Consider the following 15480-nt stretch of genomic DNA (forward strand, 5'->3'; position numbering starts at 1 on the left):
TTTTTTACTGCGTCTTACTTGTTAACAGCGTCGGTCAGGCCTTTAGCCACAACCAGCTTGATAACTTTCTTGGCAGCGATTTCGATGGCAGCGCCAGTCGAAGGGTTACGGCCAGTACGGGCAGGACGCTCGGTTACTTTCAGCTTGCCAATGCCTGGCAGAGTGATTTCGCCGCCATTTTCCAGCTGATCAGCAACGATCTGGCCCAGTTGGTCCAGAGCAGCGCGCGCGGTGGTTTTTGGCGCGTCGATAGCTTCAGCGATATCAGCGATCAGTTGGTCTTTAGTCAAAGCCATTGTGGTGTTCCTTCCCTATCAAATTCATATGGATTGCAGAGTGCAGTGTCAGCCGTCGAGCCTGACCGTCATGGCCTGGCATCCCCGGCTATAACCACGGAGATCGGGGTTATAGATGCTTGAAACGGGGATTGGTTCGACCTGACAAATGCTGAATGCACGCTTAACGCCGAGACTTGGCGTAAGACGGGGCAAAACTAGCACAGAGACGGGGAAATATCCGCCTCAACATACCCATTTGGTCAGCTTTATCGCTCTAAACCGTGAAAAAAAGGCATATGGGCAGTCGGAGGGCATCCAAAATGCCCTTCGGGGCACGTCACGGCCAATGGGTGCGGTACACTGGGCGACTTTTCGGGGAGGCCGCCCCCTCCCCCTTCAACCAGCCGAGAAGCCTATGCCGATCCGTCATTGCATCGTCCACCTGATCGACAAAAAACCCGACGGCACCCCCGCAGTGCTCCATGCCCGCGACTCCGAACTGTCCGAGTCGGCCGCCATCGAGAACATGCTTGCCGACCTCAACGAGAGCTACAACGCCAAACAAGGCAAGGCCTGGGGTTTCTTCCATGCCGAGTCCGGCGCGCATCCGTTCAGCGGCTGGTTGAAGGAATACTTTGACGGTGGCCAGGACTTCACCACCTTCAGCCGCACTGCGGTGGAACACCTGCAGAAGCTGATGGAGGAGTCCAACCTCTCCACCGGCGGCCATGTGCTGTTTGCCCATTACCAACAAGGCATGACCGACTACCTGGCCATCGCCCTGCTGCACCACAGCGAAGGCGTGGCAGTCACCGACGAGCTGGACGTGACGCCCTCGCGCCACCTGGACCTGGGCCAGTTGCACCTGGCGGCGCGCATCAACGTCTCCGAGTGGCAGAACAACAAGCAGTCCAAGCAATACATCTCCTTTATCAAGGGCAAGAACGGCAAAAAGGTCTCGGAGTATTTCCGCGACTTTATCGGTTGCCAGGAAGGCGTCGACGGCCCGGGCGAAACCCGCACCCTGCTCAAGGCGTTCAGTGACTTCGTTGAAAGCGAAGACCTGCCTGACGAATCCGCCCGCGAAAAGACCAAGACCCTGGTGGACTACGCCAGCAGCCAGGCCAAGCTCGGCGAACCCATGGGCCTGGAAGAACTCTCCGGCCTGATCGATGAAGATCGGCCAAAAGCGTTCTACGACCATATCCGCAACAAGGATTACGGCCTGTCGCCGGAGATTCCGGCCGACAAACGCACTCTCAACCAGTTCCGCCGCTTCACCGGGCGCGCCGAGGGCTTGTCCATCAGCTTTGAAGCGCACTTGCTGGGCGACAAGATCGAATACGACGAAGCCGCCGGCACCTTGATCATCAAGGGCCTGCCGACCCAACTGACCGATCAGCTCAAGCGCCGTAATTGATGCTGGGCGGGGTTTTAAAGAAAGTCCTGCTGGTGTTGCTGGTGGTAGTCGCGATCCAGAACTGGGGCAAGATCGAGCGGGTGTTCAACCCGTCCCAGGTGGTGCCGGAGCAGGTACGCGCCTCGGCGCGTGTGGTGCTCTATGCCACCGAGTGGTGTGGGTACTGCAAGCAGATCCGGCGTTTTCTGGACCAGAAGGGTATCCCGTACCAGGCCGTCGATATCGAGAAGGATGCCCAGGCGCGCAAGGCGTATGAAGCACTGGGCGGGGGTGGGATTCCGTTTGTGGATGTGAACGGGACTTTGATTCGCGACTACAACCCGGATGCGATCATGGCGGCGCTGAAGTAACCTGATTCCTGAAACACCGTGGATCAAATGTGGGAGGGGGCTTGCTCCCGATAGCAGTGTGCCAATCAATGAAAATGATGACTGATTCACCGCTATCGGGAGCAAGCCCCCTCCCACATTTGGTTTGTGGTGGTCTTAGAAGTTGGCCTCCAGCGACACCATCGCCGTGCGCTCTTCACCCACGTTGTAATACGCCGTACTCGCCCCCAACCCGTTGACCGGCGCCGAGTTGAACGCCACGGTACGCGCCGAACTCAAGTATTCCTTGTCGAAGACATTGAGCATCGACAGGCGCAGGGTTGCCGACTTGATGACCCTCTTGTCCACCGGCAAGTAAATACCGGCATTGAGGTCAAACACCGTACGGCCTTCGATCTTCTCCTTGTTGGTCAAATCACCATAGAAGCTGCCGACATACTTGCCCGCGACGTTGCCGTAGAACCGCGAGTCGTCGTACCCGAACACCAGGTTGAACATGTTTTCCGGCACGTTGGCCAGTTGCTTGCCCGAGGTTGGCAGCAGCACATTCTTACTGAGCAGGTCGTCCTTCTGCTCGGACTGGGTGTAGGTGTACGACGCGTAGTAGTTGAAGTTGTGCGGCAACAAGCCACTCCACTCCAGCTCCAGGCCCTTGTTATCGACGCTGCCGACGTTAAGCACCATGTAGTCACCGCTGGCGTCGGTGGTCGACACCTGGCGATCCTTGAAACTGATATAGAACAAGGTCGCACTCAGCGCCATGTCGTCTTCGGTGTAGCGCCAGCCCAGTTCCTGGTTCCAGCTCAATTCGGACTTGAGGCTGACGGAGTCGCCCTTGTTGTACAGCACGTAGTTGGGAGGCGTGCGCATATTGCGGGTGACGTTGTAGAACGCCTGGTTGCTTTCGTCGACCTGGTACTTGGCGCTGAAGTTGGGCAGGAACTGATGGTAACGGGTGTTACGTTTTTCCGCTTTGTCGTAGAGGCTGCCGAGATTGTTGCCGTCGCGCTCGACGTATTGGTAGGCCAGGCCCGCGACAAAACTCAGGTCCGGCGTGGCTTGCCAGTTGTCCTGTACCCAGAGTTTCTGCGCCGGGGTAACGGTGTAATAGTGGCGGCCTTGTACAGTGGCGCCATTCTTGTCGACCACCTGCCCGCCGCTGTTGTAATCGCCCCACACATCATCGGGTGCGCCCTCGCCGTTGATCCCGATAAATGGCTGGGTCTGGCGCTGGCGTGCGCGTTCATACCAGTAGCCGTAGTCCAGACTGTGCGCTTCGTTGATGTCCCACTTCATTTTGGCCGTGACGCCGGGGCGCCAGGTCTCGGTCCATGAAGGGCGGTAATAGTTGGCCGATTGCAGGTTACTCAGGTCGTAGTTGCCGGCCTTGTCAGACTTTGGCCCCAGGTTGGAGGCGGTCTGGCCGCTGAAGCTGCCGCCGTTGGACCAGTAGTAGTACGGCGTGACTGTCAGCGACAGGTTGTCTTGCAATTGCCAGCGCTGGGTCAGCGTGGCGTTTACGCTTTCGAAGGGGTTGCGGTTGAGCTTGTAGGACGCAGACAACAGACCTGCCTTGTACACCGGGCTTTCGGCGTAGTCCTTGCGCCGCCCCTGCGTGTCAAACTGTGATTTGCTCAGGCTGTTGTAGTTGTAGTTTTCCTGTTTGTTGTACTTGACCGTGGCCAGTGTGGAATTGCCGTTGTCATCTTCGAACAAGCTGCTCCACTCGATCTTGTCGCTGCGCAGAGTGCCCTTGCCGCGCCACTTGTCGCCTTCCAGATGCGACGCCGAGACCCAGGTTTTCAGGCCGCCAAAATCGCCGGTATTAGCCCGCACAAACGTCTTGTGCAGGGCGTTGGCACCTACGATCTGCTTGGCGAATACCCCGGCATCCTTGGTCGGCCGGACAGTGATCATGCCGATGTTGCCGCCGCTGGAGCCAATGTGCGGGCCGTCTGCCTCGGAAGAGCCTTGGGTGGCGAACACTTCGGCGAGGTTTTCCGGGTCACCCAGCTGGTTGGAATACACGCTGTAGTTGCCCGAGTCGTTGATCGGCACGCCGTCGACCGAAACCCCGACCTGGTCCGAACTCATGCCGCGCATGGTGAAGGTGGTGCCGCTGGTGCCGCTGGCGTCATCACTGGAAACGTTGATGCCCGGGGTGTACTTGAGCTTGTCGATGGCGTTGGCGGTGCCCGACATTTCATCCATGGCTTCTTTGGTGACCGTGGAACGCGCCTTGGCACTTTCTTCGCGGATCATATGGCCGTTGCCCAGGGTCTGCTTGCCGGTAACGTTCACCGACCCCACATCCTGTGTGTCATCGGCCAGAACCAGCGGCGCAAAGCCGCCCAGGCCCGATGCCATAAGCAGGGCATAAAGAGTGTTGTAGTTCACGTGTAGATCCCTTACTGACATTGTTGTGTTGTATGGGGCAGAGGTGCTCTTCCTGACCACTTGTTCAGGAACCCAGGGATGATCCACGGCACGTGTAACCGTTTGGTGACAGGTTTTGGCGATTGCGATGAAGGTTTGGTGAAGCGCGCCTAGCGCAACACGATCATGCGCCCCAGCAGCGAGTGTTGTTCAAAGCCGAGCACCGCTTGCAGCGCATTCAACACCGCCTGCGGATCCTTGCTTGGAAAGCTGCCGCTGACGCGCCTGGCGCCCATCTCATCGTTAAGCAACACGATGCGGCCCGGGTAATAACGGCTCAGGTCCTTGACCACATCCGCCAGCGGCGCCTTGTAGTAATTGAGCCAGCCGTCACGCCAGGCCAGGCGTGACTGGCTGTCGACAGCGTGCAGAGTGTCGGCTACGCCGTCGGCATAGGCCACTTGCTGACCTGCAGCCAGTACCTGTTGCAGGCCCTGTTTGGATGGCGTCACGCCAACCCGTCCGGATAACACCGTGACCTCTGCCCCGGCAGGTTGCAGGCGCACTTCAAACTGGGTGCCCAGCACCCGCGCTTCACCACCGCCTGCCTCCACCACGAAAGGCTGGCCCGTGTGGGTCACACTGAAAAATCCCGCACCGCGACGCAGTTGGATATGCCGCTCGCCATGGCTGAAATCCACGGCAATCGCGCTGTCGGCATCGAGGGTGACCTGGGATTGATCTGCCAGGGTAAAAGTCTTCACCTCCCCCGCCGCCGTCACGTAATCGGCACCTAACTCATCAACCCAGCGCGACGGCTGCCAACCGGCGCCCATCGCCACCATCAACAGCAGGCTTGCGGCCATCGCCAGGGCGCCGGACCAACGCACCCCACGTGAATGCTTGGAGGTGTTGATCTTATTGAGGTAGCCCTGCAAGGCCAGCGCATCCTCATCAGCCAGCTGGCGTGCCGGCACTTCGCTCAACTCCCACAGCACCTGGGCCTGGGCGTAGGCCTCGACATGCGCGGGATCAGCGCGCAGCCAGCGGCTGAAAGTAGCCTGGTCGCCGCTGCTGGGCTGGTCATGCAACAGGCTCAGCCAGGCCAGCGCGGCCTGTTCCTGAGCGGGTGTGGGCGTAACGTTCACGGTGCTTTCCCTGGCGTGCGTGGAGGCGGCGGTTCGCGAAGGCTGGCCTTGCAGGCTTCGAGGGCGCGCATCATATGTTTTTCCACGGCGCTTTGGGACAACCCCATGGCCTTGGCGATCTCCGTGTATTTGCGACCGTGGATGCGGTTGAGCAGGAAAATCTGCCGGGTGCGCTCGGGCAAGCTGCGCAAGGCGGCTTCGACATGGCGCAGATCATTGCCGGCCTCCAGTGCCGCCTGGGGCTCGCACCTCTGGTTGTCTTGTTGCTCCGGCAACCAGCCTTCATTGCTGCGCACTCGGGCGCCTTCAGTGCGCAAATGGTCAATGGCGATATTGCCCGCGCAGCGCAGCAAGTAGGTACTGAGCTCTTCGACCTGCACCAGGGGGCGGCGCCAGAAACGCAGGAACAAATCCTGCACCAGGTCGGCCGCGGTGGCGCGGCAACCGACACGGCGACTGACCAGTGCCTCCATCTGCGAGCGCTGGGACAAAAATACCTGCAGGAAATGCGCACGCCCACCGGCCGCATCGGTGTGCGGGCTGTCCTGGGGTTCCGGCGGTGGACTGATCATCATGGCAGGCTCAGGACAGGGCGAATGCCGCAACAGGGCTGGCCAGCAGGCTCAGGCCCGCCAGGATCAAGGCCAGCCTTGGGCGATAAGGCAGCAGCAACACCAGCAGCAAGGCGCTGAGCATCAACACCGCGCACCACTGCACCAGGCCCTGGCTCCAACCGGCGGCAAGCACCGCGGGCCAGATCGCGACAATCAGCAGCAACCAACCGCCCACGCGCAGCCCCAAACGCCGAGTGGGGGTGGGTTTGCTGAGCAGCAACTCGCCGTGGTGACGGTCTGTGGACAGGCACAGCGCAGTAAACCCGGCGTAGCACATCAGCAGCGCGAGCAGCATCAACTGGCCTCCTGCTTGAGCGTCAGGCCACGTGCACGTTCGGCCTTGAGTTGCGGCGCGGTGCGATGGTGCATCTTCCAGGCCGCCCAGGCGAGAAACGCACCACTGGCCAGGCAGGTCAGATCGAAGCCGGCCATGGCCCAGTCGCCATTGACCAGAGAAACGCCCAAATGCTGCGAGGTGGTGCTGGCGTTAAGCAGTGGGACCGCCGCAAACAGCAACGCGCCGAAGCTCAGTTGCTCGACCCAACCCTGGCGACCGCGACGCAACATGGCGTGCAGCAGGCTCAGGCCCCAGGCGGTAAAGAAGGCTTGTACTTCCCAGTCGGAACGCTCGGCGAAACTCACCGGCAACAGTCGGTTGGCCCAGAAAAACGCAGCGATGGCGATCATCAGCCCGGACATGCTGGCAATGTTCAACACTTCCACCAACCGCAGTTCAAACGGCATCACCGAAGCTTTGGCATGCTTGAGCTGGCGCTTGCCGAGCCAGATCACCAGCCCCGTGCCAATCATCGCGGTGCCCGCCAGGCCGCAGATAAAGTACAACCAACGCAGCACGGGACCGGCAAAATGGCCCATGTGCAAACCATAGAAACTGCCACCAATCACCGCAGGCAAAGACGGCTCGCCACTGGCCCGCAACAGCTCGCCAGTGGTGCCGTTGAACGACAGGGTATTGCCAAAGGCGTGCACCACGCTGTCGGAGCCGGCGCGAAACACATTCACCGAGGCGTTGACATCGCCAGGGTTATTGACCGCCAGCCGCCCCACATGGCCGCCCGCCCACTGCTCGCGCGCCTGCTGGTACATCGGCAGTAACGGCAGCAACTGACCGGGCTGGCCGAGGGCCGGCGCATTGTTGGTAGCGGGGAACAACTCATCGAAGAACGCCCGGCTGTCGTCGCCATAGGACGCCATGATAGGCGCGGGCATGACCATGTTCATGAAAATCACCAGGCTGCTGTAGGTGATCATCAGGTGAAACGGCAGCACCAGCACGCCCACCGCGTTGTGCCCGTCGAGCCAGGAGCGCTGACCTTTGCGCGGACGGAAAGTGAAGAAGTCCTTGAAGATTTTCTTGTGGGTGATGATGCCGGTGATCAGCGCGACCAACATCACCATGGCGGCGATGGTCGACAGCCAGCGGCCCCACGGGTAAGGCATCTGCAACTGGAAGTGGAACCGATAGAAGAACTCGCCGCCCTTGCTGTCGCGGGCCTGGACGGGTTGGCCGCTGACCGGGTCGAGGGTTTTCTGAATGAAGGTGCCGCGCTTGCCGGGCTCGACCTTGTCTTGCCACATCACGGACAGGCCGGGATCACGATGGGTAGGCAAGGTAATGAACCAGCGTGCGGCCGTGGGCGCCTGTTGTTGCAGGTAATTCTGGGCTACGGCAAGGCTACGCCCGTCGTCCAGGGGATGAGCCTGCACTTCGGGCTGCATCCAGTGGGTAATTTCGTCTTTGAAGTAGGCCAGGGTGCCGGTCAGGAAAATCGCAAACAGCAGCCAGCCGAAGATCAATCCAGCCCAGGTATGCAGCCAGGCCATGGCCTGGCGAAAGCCCTCTTTCATGTGCGCGCCACCCAGAAACCAACGCCGGCCAACGTTGCAAACAGCGCACTTGGCACCATCACCCCGGCCCAGGCGCGCCAGGCCGTGCGGCAAGCAAAACACCAGAGCACCGCCAGCAGGTAGAACACAAACGAACTCATCATGCCGGTGACCACCGCATCGGCGCGGGAAGTGGGCAACCAGAGCGCCAGGCAGATGGCGGCCAGGGAGGCCATCAAGTAACCACCGATCACAGCCGCCAGCACGCGCGAGGTGACGGCGAGGCGATAGGAAATGGGCAATGCGGTTTTGCTTTTCATGCGGCAGGCGCCAAGTTCATCAACGCGCAATATTAATGATAAATATTCTCATAAGCAAAAGAGAACGGATGATTCGCCTGCCCTGGCCGATTGCCGAAGCTCGTTACCCGCCCTACAATGCGAACAATTCTTGTTCTCTAAGGCATATCAATGCTTGTGGAGTGATCGCGTTGCAGCCGTCCAACACCGTCGAAGTTTTGTATAACGACCATCACCACTGGCTCACCGGCTGGTTGCGACGCAAGCTCGGCTGCCCGGAAAACGCCGCCGACCTGGCCCAGGACACCTTTATTCGCGTGCTCAGCGCACCGGATACCCCGACACTGATCGAGCCCCGCGCCTTCCTCACCACCGTGGCCAAGCGCGTGCTGTGCAACTTCTATCGCCGCCAGGACCTGGAGCGCGCCTACCTCGATGCTTTGGCGCAAATGCCCGAGCACGTGGCGCCATCGGAAGAAGACCGCGCAATCATTCTGCAAACCCTGCTGGAGCTGGACCAACTGCTCGACGGCCTGCCCAGGCTGGTTAAACGCGCGTTCCTGCTGGCCCAGCTCGACGGCCTGACCTACGCGCAAATCAGCGCAGAACTGGGTATTTCCATCGCCACGGTCAAACGCCATTTGACCAAAGCCGCCATGCGCTGCTACTTCGCCCTATGAACGTGTCCAGCCAAGTCGCCGAACAAGCCGTGCACTGGCTGCTGGAAATGCAGCAAGGCGCGCTCACCCCTCGCCAGCAAGCGGCCTGGCAACAATGGCTGAACGCCCACAGCGAGCACCAGCGTGCGTGGGAGCAGATTCAACAGGTCAATCAGCGCTTGCGCGGGATGCCCTCGCCCCTGGCGCACGCTGCGTTGAATGCACCGCGCACCAGCAGCCGACGCCAGGCGCTGAAGTTGCTGTTGATCCTGGGCGCTGGCTCGGCAGCGGCCTGGAGCCTGCGTCAGCAACATATTCTGCCGCCGCTGAGCGCCGACTATCGCAGCCCGATTGGCCAGCGCCGTACGGTGCAATTGGCCGACGGCAGCCAGTTGCAGCTCAACACCGGCAGCGCGGTGGATGTACATTTCGACGGTCGGCAGCGCCTGGTACGCCTGCTCGAAGGGGAAATCCTGCTCACCTCCCGTGCCGGTGATACGCCGTTGCGCGTGCTGACCGGCCAGGGCCTGCTCAGCAGCCAGGCGGCGCGCCTGAATGTGCGCCAGTTCAACGACCACACCCAATTGGCGGTGCTGGCCGGCCAGGTCGAAGTGATGCCCAACAACTACAGCGGCTTGCCGCTGAGCGTCGATGCCGCACGCCAGGTCAATTTCACCCGCAAGGGCTGGGACACCCCACGCGCCACCGACGCCAACTGCGGCGCCTGGGCCGACGGTATGTTGGTGGCTGCACACATGCGCCTTGAAGACTTCTTGAATGAACTGGGGCGTTATCGTCGCGGCCAGCTCAATTGTGACCCGCAAGTGGCAAACCTTTTGCTGTCCGGCAGCTACCCGCTGGATAACAGCGAACGCATCCTGGACCTGCTGGAAATCAGCCTGCCGGTGAAAGTTCGGCGCTTTACCCGCTATTGGGTGACCGTGCAGGCCCGGGCCTGAATTTATTTTGCATTTGTGTGAGCTGTTTTCCGCACCTGGCGTGACAGAGAAGGAAAGCCACCTTGATCCTTCCTTCTCAGGACCACCTTCATGCCCCAGCAACCGACGCTTCTTGCCCGCACCTTGCGCCAACTCCTACTGGGCGCCAGCCTCAGCCTGACCGTGCTGCCTGCGGTGATGGCCGCCGACGCCAAGGCGTACCACATCGCGCCGACCACCCTGGAGGCGGCCCTGAATCAATTTGGTCGCCAAGCCGGTGTGCTGGTGTCGTTCGGTTCTGATGTGACGGCTGGTATGCAAAGCCACGGCCTGTCGGGCAATTACAGCGCGGCCGAGGGCCTGAGCAAACTGCTGGAGGGCACCGGCCTGCAAGCCCGGGCCGAGGGCGACAACGCCTTCAGCCTGCAACCGGCTGGCGCCCCCGCCACCCTCGAACTGCAAACCTCCAACGTGGTCGGCGACTGGCTCGGTGACGCGGCGCAAACCAACGTGTTCGAACACCCCGGCGCCCGTGATGTGATCCGCCGCGAGGAGTTCGAACGCCAAGGTGCAACCCAAGCCCGCGACGTGCTAAACCGCATTCCCGGCGTCAACGCCCCGGAAAACAACGGCACCGGCAGCCATGACATGGCGCTGAACTTCGGCATTCGCGGGCTCAACCCGCGCCTGGCATCGCGCTCCACGGTGCTGATGGATGGTATCCCGGTGCCCTTCGCGCCCTATGGCCAGCCGCAGTTGTCCTTTGCGCCGATCAGCATGGGCAACATGGACGCGGTAGATGTGGTCCGTGGCGGCGGTGCGGTGCGCTACGGCCCGCAGAACGTCGGCGGCATCGTCAACTTCGTGACCCGCGCCATCCCGCAGGCGCCCACGGTCAAGGGCGGCTTGCAGACCGAGACCAGCCCGTCTTCCAGCCACGACGGCTTCAAGACCACTGGCAACCTGCTGGCCGGCGGCACTGCTGACAACGGCTTGGGCGGCGCGATCCTGTACTCCGGCACCCGGGGTGGCGACTGGCGCGAAAACAGCAACACGCGCATCGACGACCTGATCCTCAAGGGCAAATACCAACTGGACGACGCCAACAGCTTCAACGCCATGGCGCAGTACTACGAAGGCCAGGCCGACATGCCCGGAGGCTTGAACGTCAAGGATTACAAGGCCGACCCGTATCAGTCCACCCGCCCGTACGACAAATTCTGGGGCCGCCGTACGATGTTCAACGTCGGCTATCGCTACGAGCAGGATCGCCGCGAATTCACGGTCAACAGTTTCTTCACCAAGACCCTGCGCAGCGGTTACCTGGACCAGGGCAGCTTCCTGTCGCTGTCGCCACGCGAATACTGGGTACGCGGCCTGGAAACCCGCTTCGCCCAGGGCTTCGACCTTGGCCCGACCAGCCATGAAGTGGGTGTCGGCTATCGCTATATCAATGAAGCCGGCCACGAGTTGCGCTACCGCACGCCGATTGCCGCCAACCAGCAAATCCCCACCACCAACAGTCGCAACGACCGCGACACCCGTGGCGGCACCGAAGCCAACGCGTTCTTTATCGACGACCGCATTGATATCGGCAAGTGGACCATCACACCGGGCGTGCGCTACGAGATGATCGAGTCCCAGCAGACCAACAACCTCAGCAACGTCAAATACAAAGGCGACTACAACACCGCACTGCCGGCACTGAACGTGCTCTATCACCTCACCGACGACTGGAACCTCTACGCCAACACCGAAGGCTCGTTCGGCAGCGTGCAGTACAGCCAGATGCCCAACCGCGTGAACAGCGGCGAAGTAAAACCGGAAAAAGCCCGCACCTGGGAACTCGGCACGCGCTACGACAATGGCAGCCTGCGCGCAGAAATCGGCGCGTTCCTGATCAACTTCGACAACCAGTACGACAGCAACCAGACCAACGACACGGTGATCGCCCGCGGTGAAACCCGTCACCAGGGCATCGAGTCGAGCATCAACTATGCGCTCGACGGCCTGAGCCCGGCGCTGGCGGGTTTCGATGTGTATGCCACTTATGCCTATGTCGACGCGACCATTCGCGAAGACGGCCCGAACAAAGGCAACCGCGTGCCCTTCTCGTCCAAGCACAAAGGCACCCTCGGCGTGGGTTACACCGAAGGCCCGTGGAAGCTGAATGTGGACAGCAGCTACCAGAGCAGCCAATTCGCCGACAATGCCAACACCCAGGCCGAAAGCGCCGACGGTGCCAATGGGCGCATCCCCGGCTACATGCTGTTCAGCAGCCGCGCGGCCTATGACTTCGGCCCGCAATTGTCGGATTTGAATGTGGCGGTGGGGGTGAAGAACATCTTCAACAAGCAGTACTACACCCGCTCGTTTGACGACAACAACAAGGGCAAGTATGTGGGTGAGCCGCGTACGGTGTATGTGCAAACCTCTATCGCGTTCTGACCCAAATCTGCAGAACAACACAGAACCTACTGTGGGAGGGGGCTTGCTCCCGATGGCGGTGTGTCAGTCGGTACATTTGCCACTGATACACCGCCATCGGGAGCAAGCCCCCTCCCACATTGGACCTAACCGACTTCAACTGCCCGCCAGGCAACTGGGCGTGGCCGCCACCAACGCATCGATGGCACACCGCGTCTTGGCCGGCATATGCACCGCCGTCGGCCAGACCACATGGATCGGCGCAGGCTGTTCGCGATAGCTGGGCAGCACCGCTTCCAATTGCCCCCGCAGCGCATAGTGAGCAATCAACCAACTCGGCAACCAGGCCAGGCCCACGCCCGCGATGGCGGCATCGGCTAGCGCCTGGAGGTCGTCCACTATCAGGGGCGAAGCCAGACGCGAGCGATGCGTGGTGTTGCTGCGATACGCAATGCCGCGATGAGCGGCCAGGTCTTCGATACGTTCAATGGCGCCCTTGCGCTGCAGATACGCCGGCGAGGCTGCCAGCCCCATGGCCTGCTGGCCCAGGCGACGGGCACTCAGGCGGTCGGTGTCCGGCAACGGGCCGATGCGTACGGCCATGTCGAAGCCTTCTTGCGCCAAATCGATCATGCGGTCGGAGAAGCAAATCTCGATTTCAAGTTCAGGGTAACTCTCCATCAAGCCCCACAAGGCCGGTGCCGCATAGTGGTGCCCGAACGCCAGCGGCACACTGACCCTCAGCCGTCCCCGTGGTTGTTGCCGACCACTTTCGAGCACCGATTCGGCCGCTTCCAGTTCGGCCAATGCGCGCAGGCAATGTTCGTAGTACGCCTGCCCATCCTCGGTCAACCGCTGGCGGCGCGTGGAGCGCTGCAACAGGCACGTGCCCAGCCGCGCCTCCAGACGCGCCAAGCCTTTACCGACGGCCGAGCGTGTAAGGTTCAGGCGCTCGGCGGCGTCGGTCAGGTTGCCGCTCTCGACGATTTGCAAAAACAGCTCAACGCCATCAAAACGCGGGGTAGCCATGCGTCAATTGTCGCCTTTGATTCCCATATCAATGGAAAACTTATCACGAATAACGAATCCGGTTCCCGAGAGAATAGAGCCCTCCCCTATTTGAAAGGAACTCGTCATGCCGTCCGCCGCAGCTGCATCGGCCCTCAACCCGCCGAGCACCGCCAGAAATGCCCTGGCCCTCACCGCCGTTTGCCTGGTGGCCCTCATGTTCGGCCTGGAAATCTCCAGCGTGCCGGTGATCCTGCCGACGCTGGAACAGGAATTGGGCACCGGCTTTCAAGACGCCCAATGGATCATGAATGCCTACACCCTGGCCTGCACCAGCGTGCTGATGGCGGCAGGCACGCTGGCGGATCGTTTCGGTAGGCGGCGCGTGCTGGTGCTGTGTCTGTGGGTGTTCGCCCTGGCCTCGCTGGCGTGTGGCCTGGCCAACGATGCGCCGACACTGATCGTGGCGCGGTTCATCCAGGGCATTGGCGCCGGCGCGATGATGATTTGCCAGTTTGCCATCTTGTCCCACCAGTTCCGCGAACCGGCGGCGCGGGCGCGAGCGTTCGCGATATGGGGCGTAATTGCTGGCGTGGGCCTGGGTTTCGGGCCGATGATCGGGGCAGTGATACTGGCCGTCGCGGACTGGCGCTGGGTGTTCCTGGTGCATGTACCACTGACCCTGTTTACCTTGGCGCTGCTGCACATCAGCGTGCAGGAATCCCGTGACCCGGCCAGCCATCGCCTCGACATTGCCGGCATGTTGACCATGACGCTGGCGGTGTTTGCGCTGGTCTACTTCATCACCCAGGGCAGCGAGAACGGCTTCGGCACCCCGGCGATGCTCGGCTGGGCCGGCCTGTCGGTCTTCGGACTGCTGCTGTTTATCTTGATCGAACGGCGCAGCGCCCATCCGATGTTCGACTTCTCGGTGTTCCGCATCCAACGTTTCAACGGCGCCTTGATGGGCTCAATCGGCATGAACTTCAGCTTCTGGCCGTTCATGATCTACTTGCCACTGTATTTCCAGGCGGGCCTGGGTTACGACACGCTGACCACCGGCGCCGCACTGCTCGCGTATACCTTGCCCACTTTGTTGGTACCGCCATTGGCCGAACGCCTGGCCCTGCGCTTTGGCGCCGAACGCATCATCCCCCTGGGCCTGGGGACGATGGGCGCAGGTTTTTTGGGCATGGCCGCGGTTAATTACGCCGAACAGCCCAGCACAGCACTGGTGCTGCTCAGTTGCGCGATCGCCGGCATTGGGCTGGCGCTGACCAATTCGCCGACCACCAATACCACTACCGGCGCCGTCTCGACTGACCGCGCAGGCATGGCCTCGGGCATCGACTTCAGCGCACGGCTGATCACCCTGGCGCTCAACATCGCATTGATGGGGCTGGTGCTGTTGCTCGGAATCAGCCATCACCTGGCCAATGTATTGCCGACCAGCACGGCGGCGGATTGGGCAACCCTCAGCCAGCATATTGCGGCGGGCAAGCTGAACGCGCCTGGACTCACAAGCCTGGAGGCACAGACGGCCCTGCGTAGCGGCGCTGGTTGGGCCATGCTGTTTGCGGGCTTGGGCGCTTGCGGACTGGCCGCTCTGAGCCGGTATTTCTTCCAGCGACGGCGTTGAACGAAAACGGGCCTGCATATGCAGGCCCGTTTTCAGTGGGGAATGAAAAAACAGTTAGCTGTTAATGACAGCGTTTTCGTTTTCCAGGAATTCCTCTTCCAGCGCGTCTTCATTCACTTTGTTGATCGGCTGGTTTTTCCCGGCAGCGCGAGGCTTGCCTTGCAGTTTGCCGAACAGGTGCTCCAACGCATGATCCAGCTTAGTGGCGGCGCCATCGATCGCTTGCTCCAGCGTATCGGCTTTATGGCACACGGAAACTGGTTGGTGGCCCTTTGGCCGTGCTTCCAGGCGGCAACTTAAATCGTGGGGACCGGGCTTGTCGCCGTTCTCATCCCGCAGGTAAACCTCAACGCGGGTCAGGTCTTCTTCGTAACGTTCGAGCGTGCTCTCAATGGTAGTACGTACCCACTCCTCCAGTCGGATGCTGCTTTCAATATGGTTATCGCTATTGACTTGGATTTGCATAGTTCTTCCCTTATTTCAGCTAGCTCGCCAGA

The 15480-nt window shown here is 61.0% G+C and carries 15 protein-coding genes; 6 read left to right on the top strand and 9 right to left on the bottom strand.

Annotation, left to right across the window (positions count from 1 at the left end; genetic code table 11):
- Positions 1-14: 14 nt before the first annotated feature.
- Entirely contained in the window at positions 15-296 is a 282-nt protein-coding gene (locus E4P01_RS08770) for an HU family DNA-binding protein (RefSeq protein WP_005785131.1), read from the bottom strand.
- A 397-nt stretch (positions 297-693) separates the two neighbouring features.
- Here E4P01_RS08770 and yejK point away from each other — a divergent pair, with 397 nt between their 5' ends.
- Entirely contained in the window at positions 694-1698 is a 1005-nt protein-coding gene (gene yejK / locus E4P01_RS08775; RefSeq protein ID WP_003171997.1) for a nucleoid-associated protein YejK, read from the top strand.
- Positions 1698-2048 (top strand): glutaredoxin family protein, encoded by a 351-nt coding sequence (locus E4P01_RS08780; protein WP_032877625.1) that lies wholly within the window; start codon positions 1698-1700, stop codon positions 2046-2048. The genes yejK and E4P01_RS08780 overlap by 1 nt, the downstream gene beginning before the upstream one ends.
- A gap of 135 nt (positions 2049-2183) precedes the next feature.
- On the opposite strand, the gene E4P01_RS08785 is transcribed toward E4P01_RS08780, so the two are convergent.
- The 6 genes from E4P01_RS08785 to E4P01_RS08810 form a co-directional block, all read right to left on the bottom strand.
- Positions 2184-4424 carry a TonB-dependent receptor gene (locus tag E4P01_RS08785; protein WP_216090790.1) on the bottom strand — a complete coding sequence of 747 codons (2241 nt, stop codon included), beginning with the start codon at positions 4422-4424 and terminating at the stop codon, positions 2184-2186.
- Positions 4425-4573: 149 nt separating this feature from the next.
- The gene (locus tag E4P01_RS08790) at positions 4574-5551 is read right to left on the bottom strand and encodes a FecR family protein (protein WP_078820358.1); all 978 of its coding nucleotides are present in this window, start codon (positions 5549-5551) and stop codon (positions 4574-4576) included.
- On the bottom strand, positions 5548-6126 hold the full coding sequence (locus tag E4P01_RS08795) for an RNA polymerase sigma factor (protein WP_216090789.1): 579 nt from the start codon (positions 6124-6126) through the stop codon (positions 5548-5550). Before E4P01_RS08795 ends, E4P01_RS08790 begins: the two co-directional genes overlap by 4 nt.
- 7 nt (positions 6127-6133) lie before the next feature.
- Positions 6134-6460 carry a DUF3325 domain-containing protein gene (locus tag E4P01_RS08800; protein WP_216090788.1) on the bottom strand — a complete coding sequence of 109 codons (327 nt, stop codon included), beginning with the start codon at positions 6458-6460 and terminating at the stop codon, positions 6134-6136.
- Complete coding sequence (locus E4P01_RS08805; RefSeq protein ID WP_216090787.1) at positions 6460-8034, bottom strand: PepSY-associated TM helix domain-containing protein; 1575 nt, start codon at positions 8032-8034, stop codon at positions 6460-6462. The genes E4P01_RS08800 and E4P01_RS08805 overlap by 1 nt, the downstream gene beginning before the upstream one ends.
- Positions 8031-8333, bottom strand: a complete 303-nt coding sequence (locus E4P01_RS08810) for a DUF3649 domain-containing protein (RefSeq protein WP_032877631.1) — start codon at positions 8331-8333, stop codon at positions 8031-8033. Before E4P01_RS08810 ends, E4P01_RS08805 begins: the two co-directional genes overlap by 4 nt.
- Positions 8334-8503: 170 nt before the next feature.
- Here E4P01_RS08810 and E4P01_RS08815 point away from each other — a divergent pair, with 170 nt between their 5' ends.
- The 3 genes from E4P01_RS08815 (at position 8504) to fecA (ending at position 12357) form a co-directional block, all read left to right on the top strand.
- Complete coding sequence (locus E4P01_RS08815; protein ID WP_078820400.1) at positions 8504-8992, top strand: sigma-70 family RNA polymerase sigma factor; 489 nt, start codon at positions 8504-8506, stop codon at positions 8990-8992.
- Entirely contained in the window at positions 8989-9930 is a 942-nt protein-coding gene (locus E4P01_RS08820; protein WP_216090786.1) for a FecR domain-containing protein, read from the top strand. Before E4P01_RS08815 ends, E4P01_RS08820 begins: the two co-directional genes overlap by 4 nt.
- A gap of 90 nt (positions 9931-10020) precedes the next feature.
- Positions 10021-12357 carry a TonB-dependent Fe(3+) dicitrate receptor FecA gene (gene fecA / locus E4P01_RS08825; protein WP_216090785.1) on the top strand — a complete coding sequence of 779 codons (2337 nt, stop codon included), beginning with the start codon at positions 10021-10023 and terminating at the stop codon, positions 12355-12357.
- Positions 12358-12492: 135 nt separating this feature from the next.
- Here fecA and E4P01_RS08830 read toward each other — a convergent pair whose 3' ends face one another.
- Complete coding sequence (locus E4P01_RS08830) at positions 12493-13365, bottom strand: LysR family transcriptional regulator (protein ID WP_032877634.1); 873 nt, start codon at positions 13363-13365, stop codon at positions 12493-12495.
- Positions 13366-13471: 106 nt separating this feature from the next.
- On the opposite strand from E4P01_RS08830, the gene E4P01_RS08835 reads away from it, so the two are divergent.
- Complete coding sequence (locus E4P01_RS08835) at positions 13472-14983, top strand: MFS transporter (RefSeq protein WP_032877635.1); 1512 nt, start codon at positions 13472-13474, stop codon at positions 14981-14983.
- A gap of 54 nt (positions 14984-15037) precedes the next feature.
- On the opposite strand, the gene E4P01_RS08840 is transcribed toward E4P01_RS08835, so the two are convergent.
- Positions 15038-15448 carry an HPF/RaiA family ribosome-associated protein gene (locus tag E4P01_RS08840; RefSeq protein ID WP_005785111.1) on the bottom strand — a complete coding sequence of 137 codons (411 nt, stop codon included), beginning with the start codon at positions 15446-15448 and terminating at the stop codon, positions 15038-15040.
- Between the last annotated feature and the right edge of the window lie 32 nt (positions 15449-15480).

The sequence above is a fragment of the Pseudomonas sp. NCIMB 10586 genome, assembly GCF_023127895.1.
GTDB classification, from domain to species: Bacteria; Pseudomonadota; Gammaproteobacteria; order Pseudomonadales; family Pseudomonadaceae; genus Aquipseudomonas; species Aquipseudomonas synxantha_A.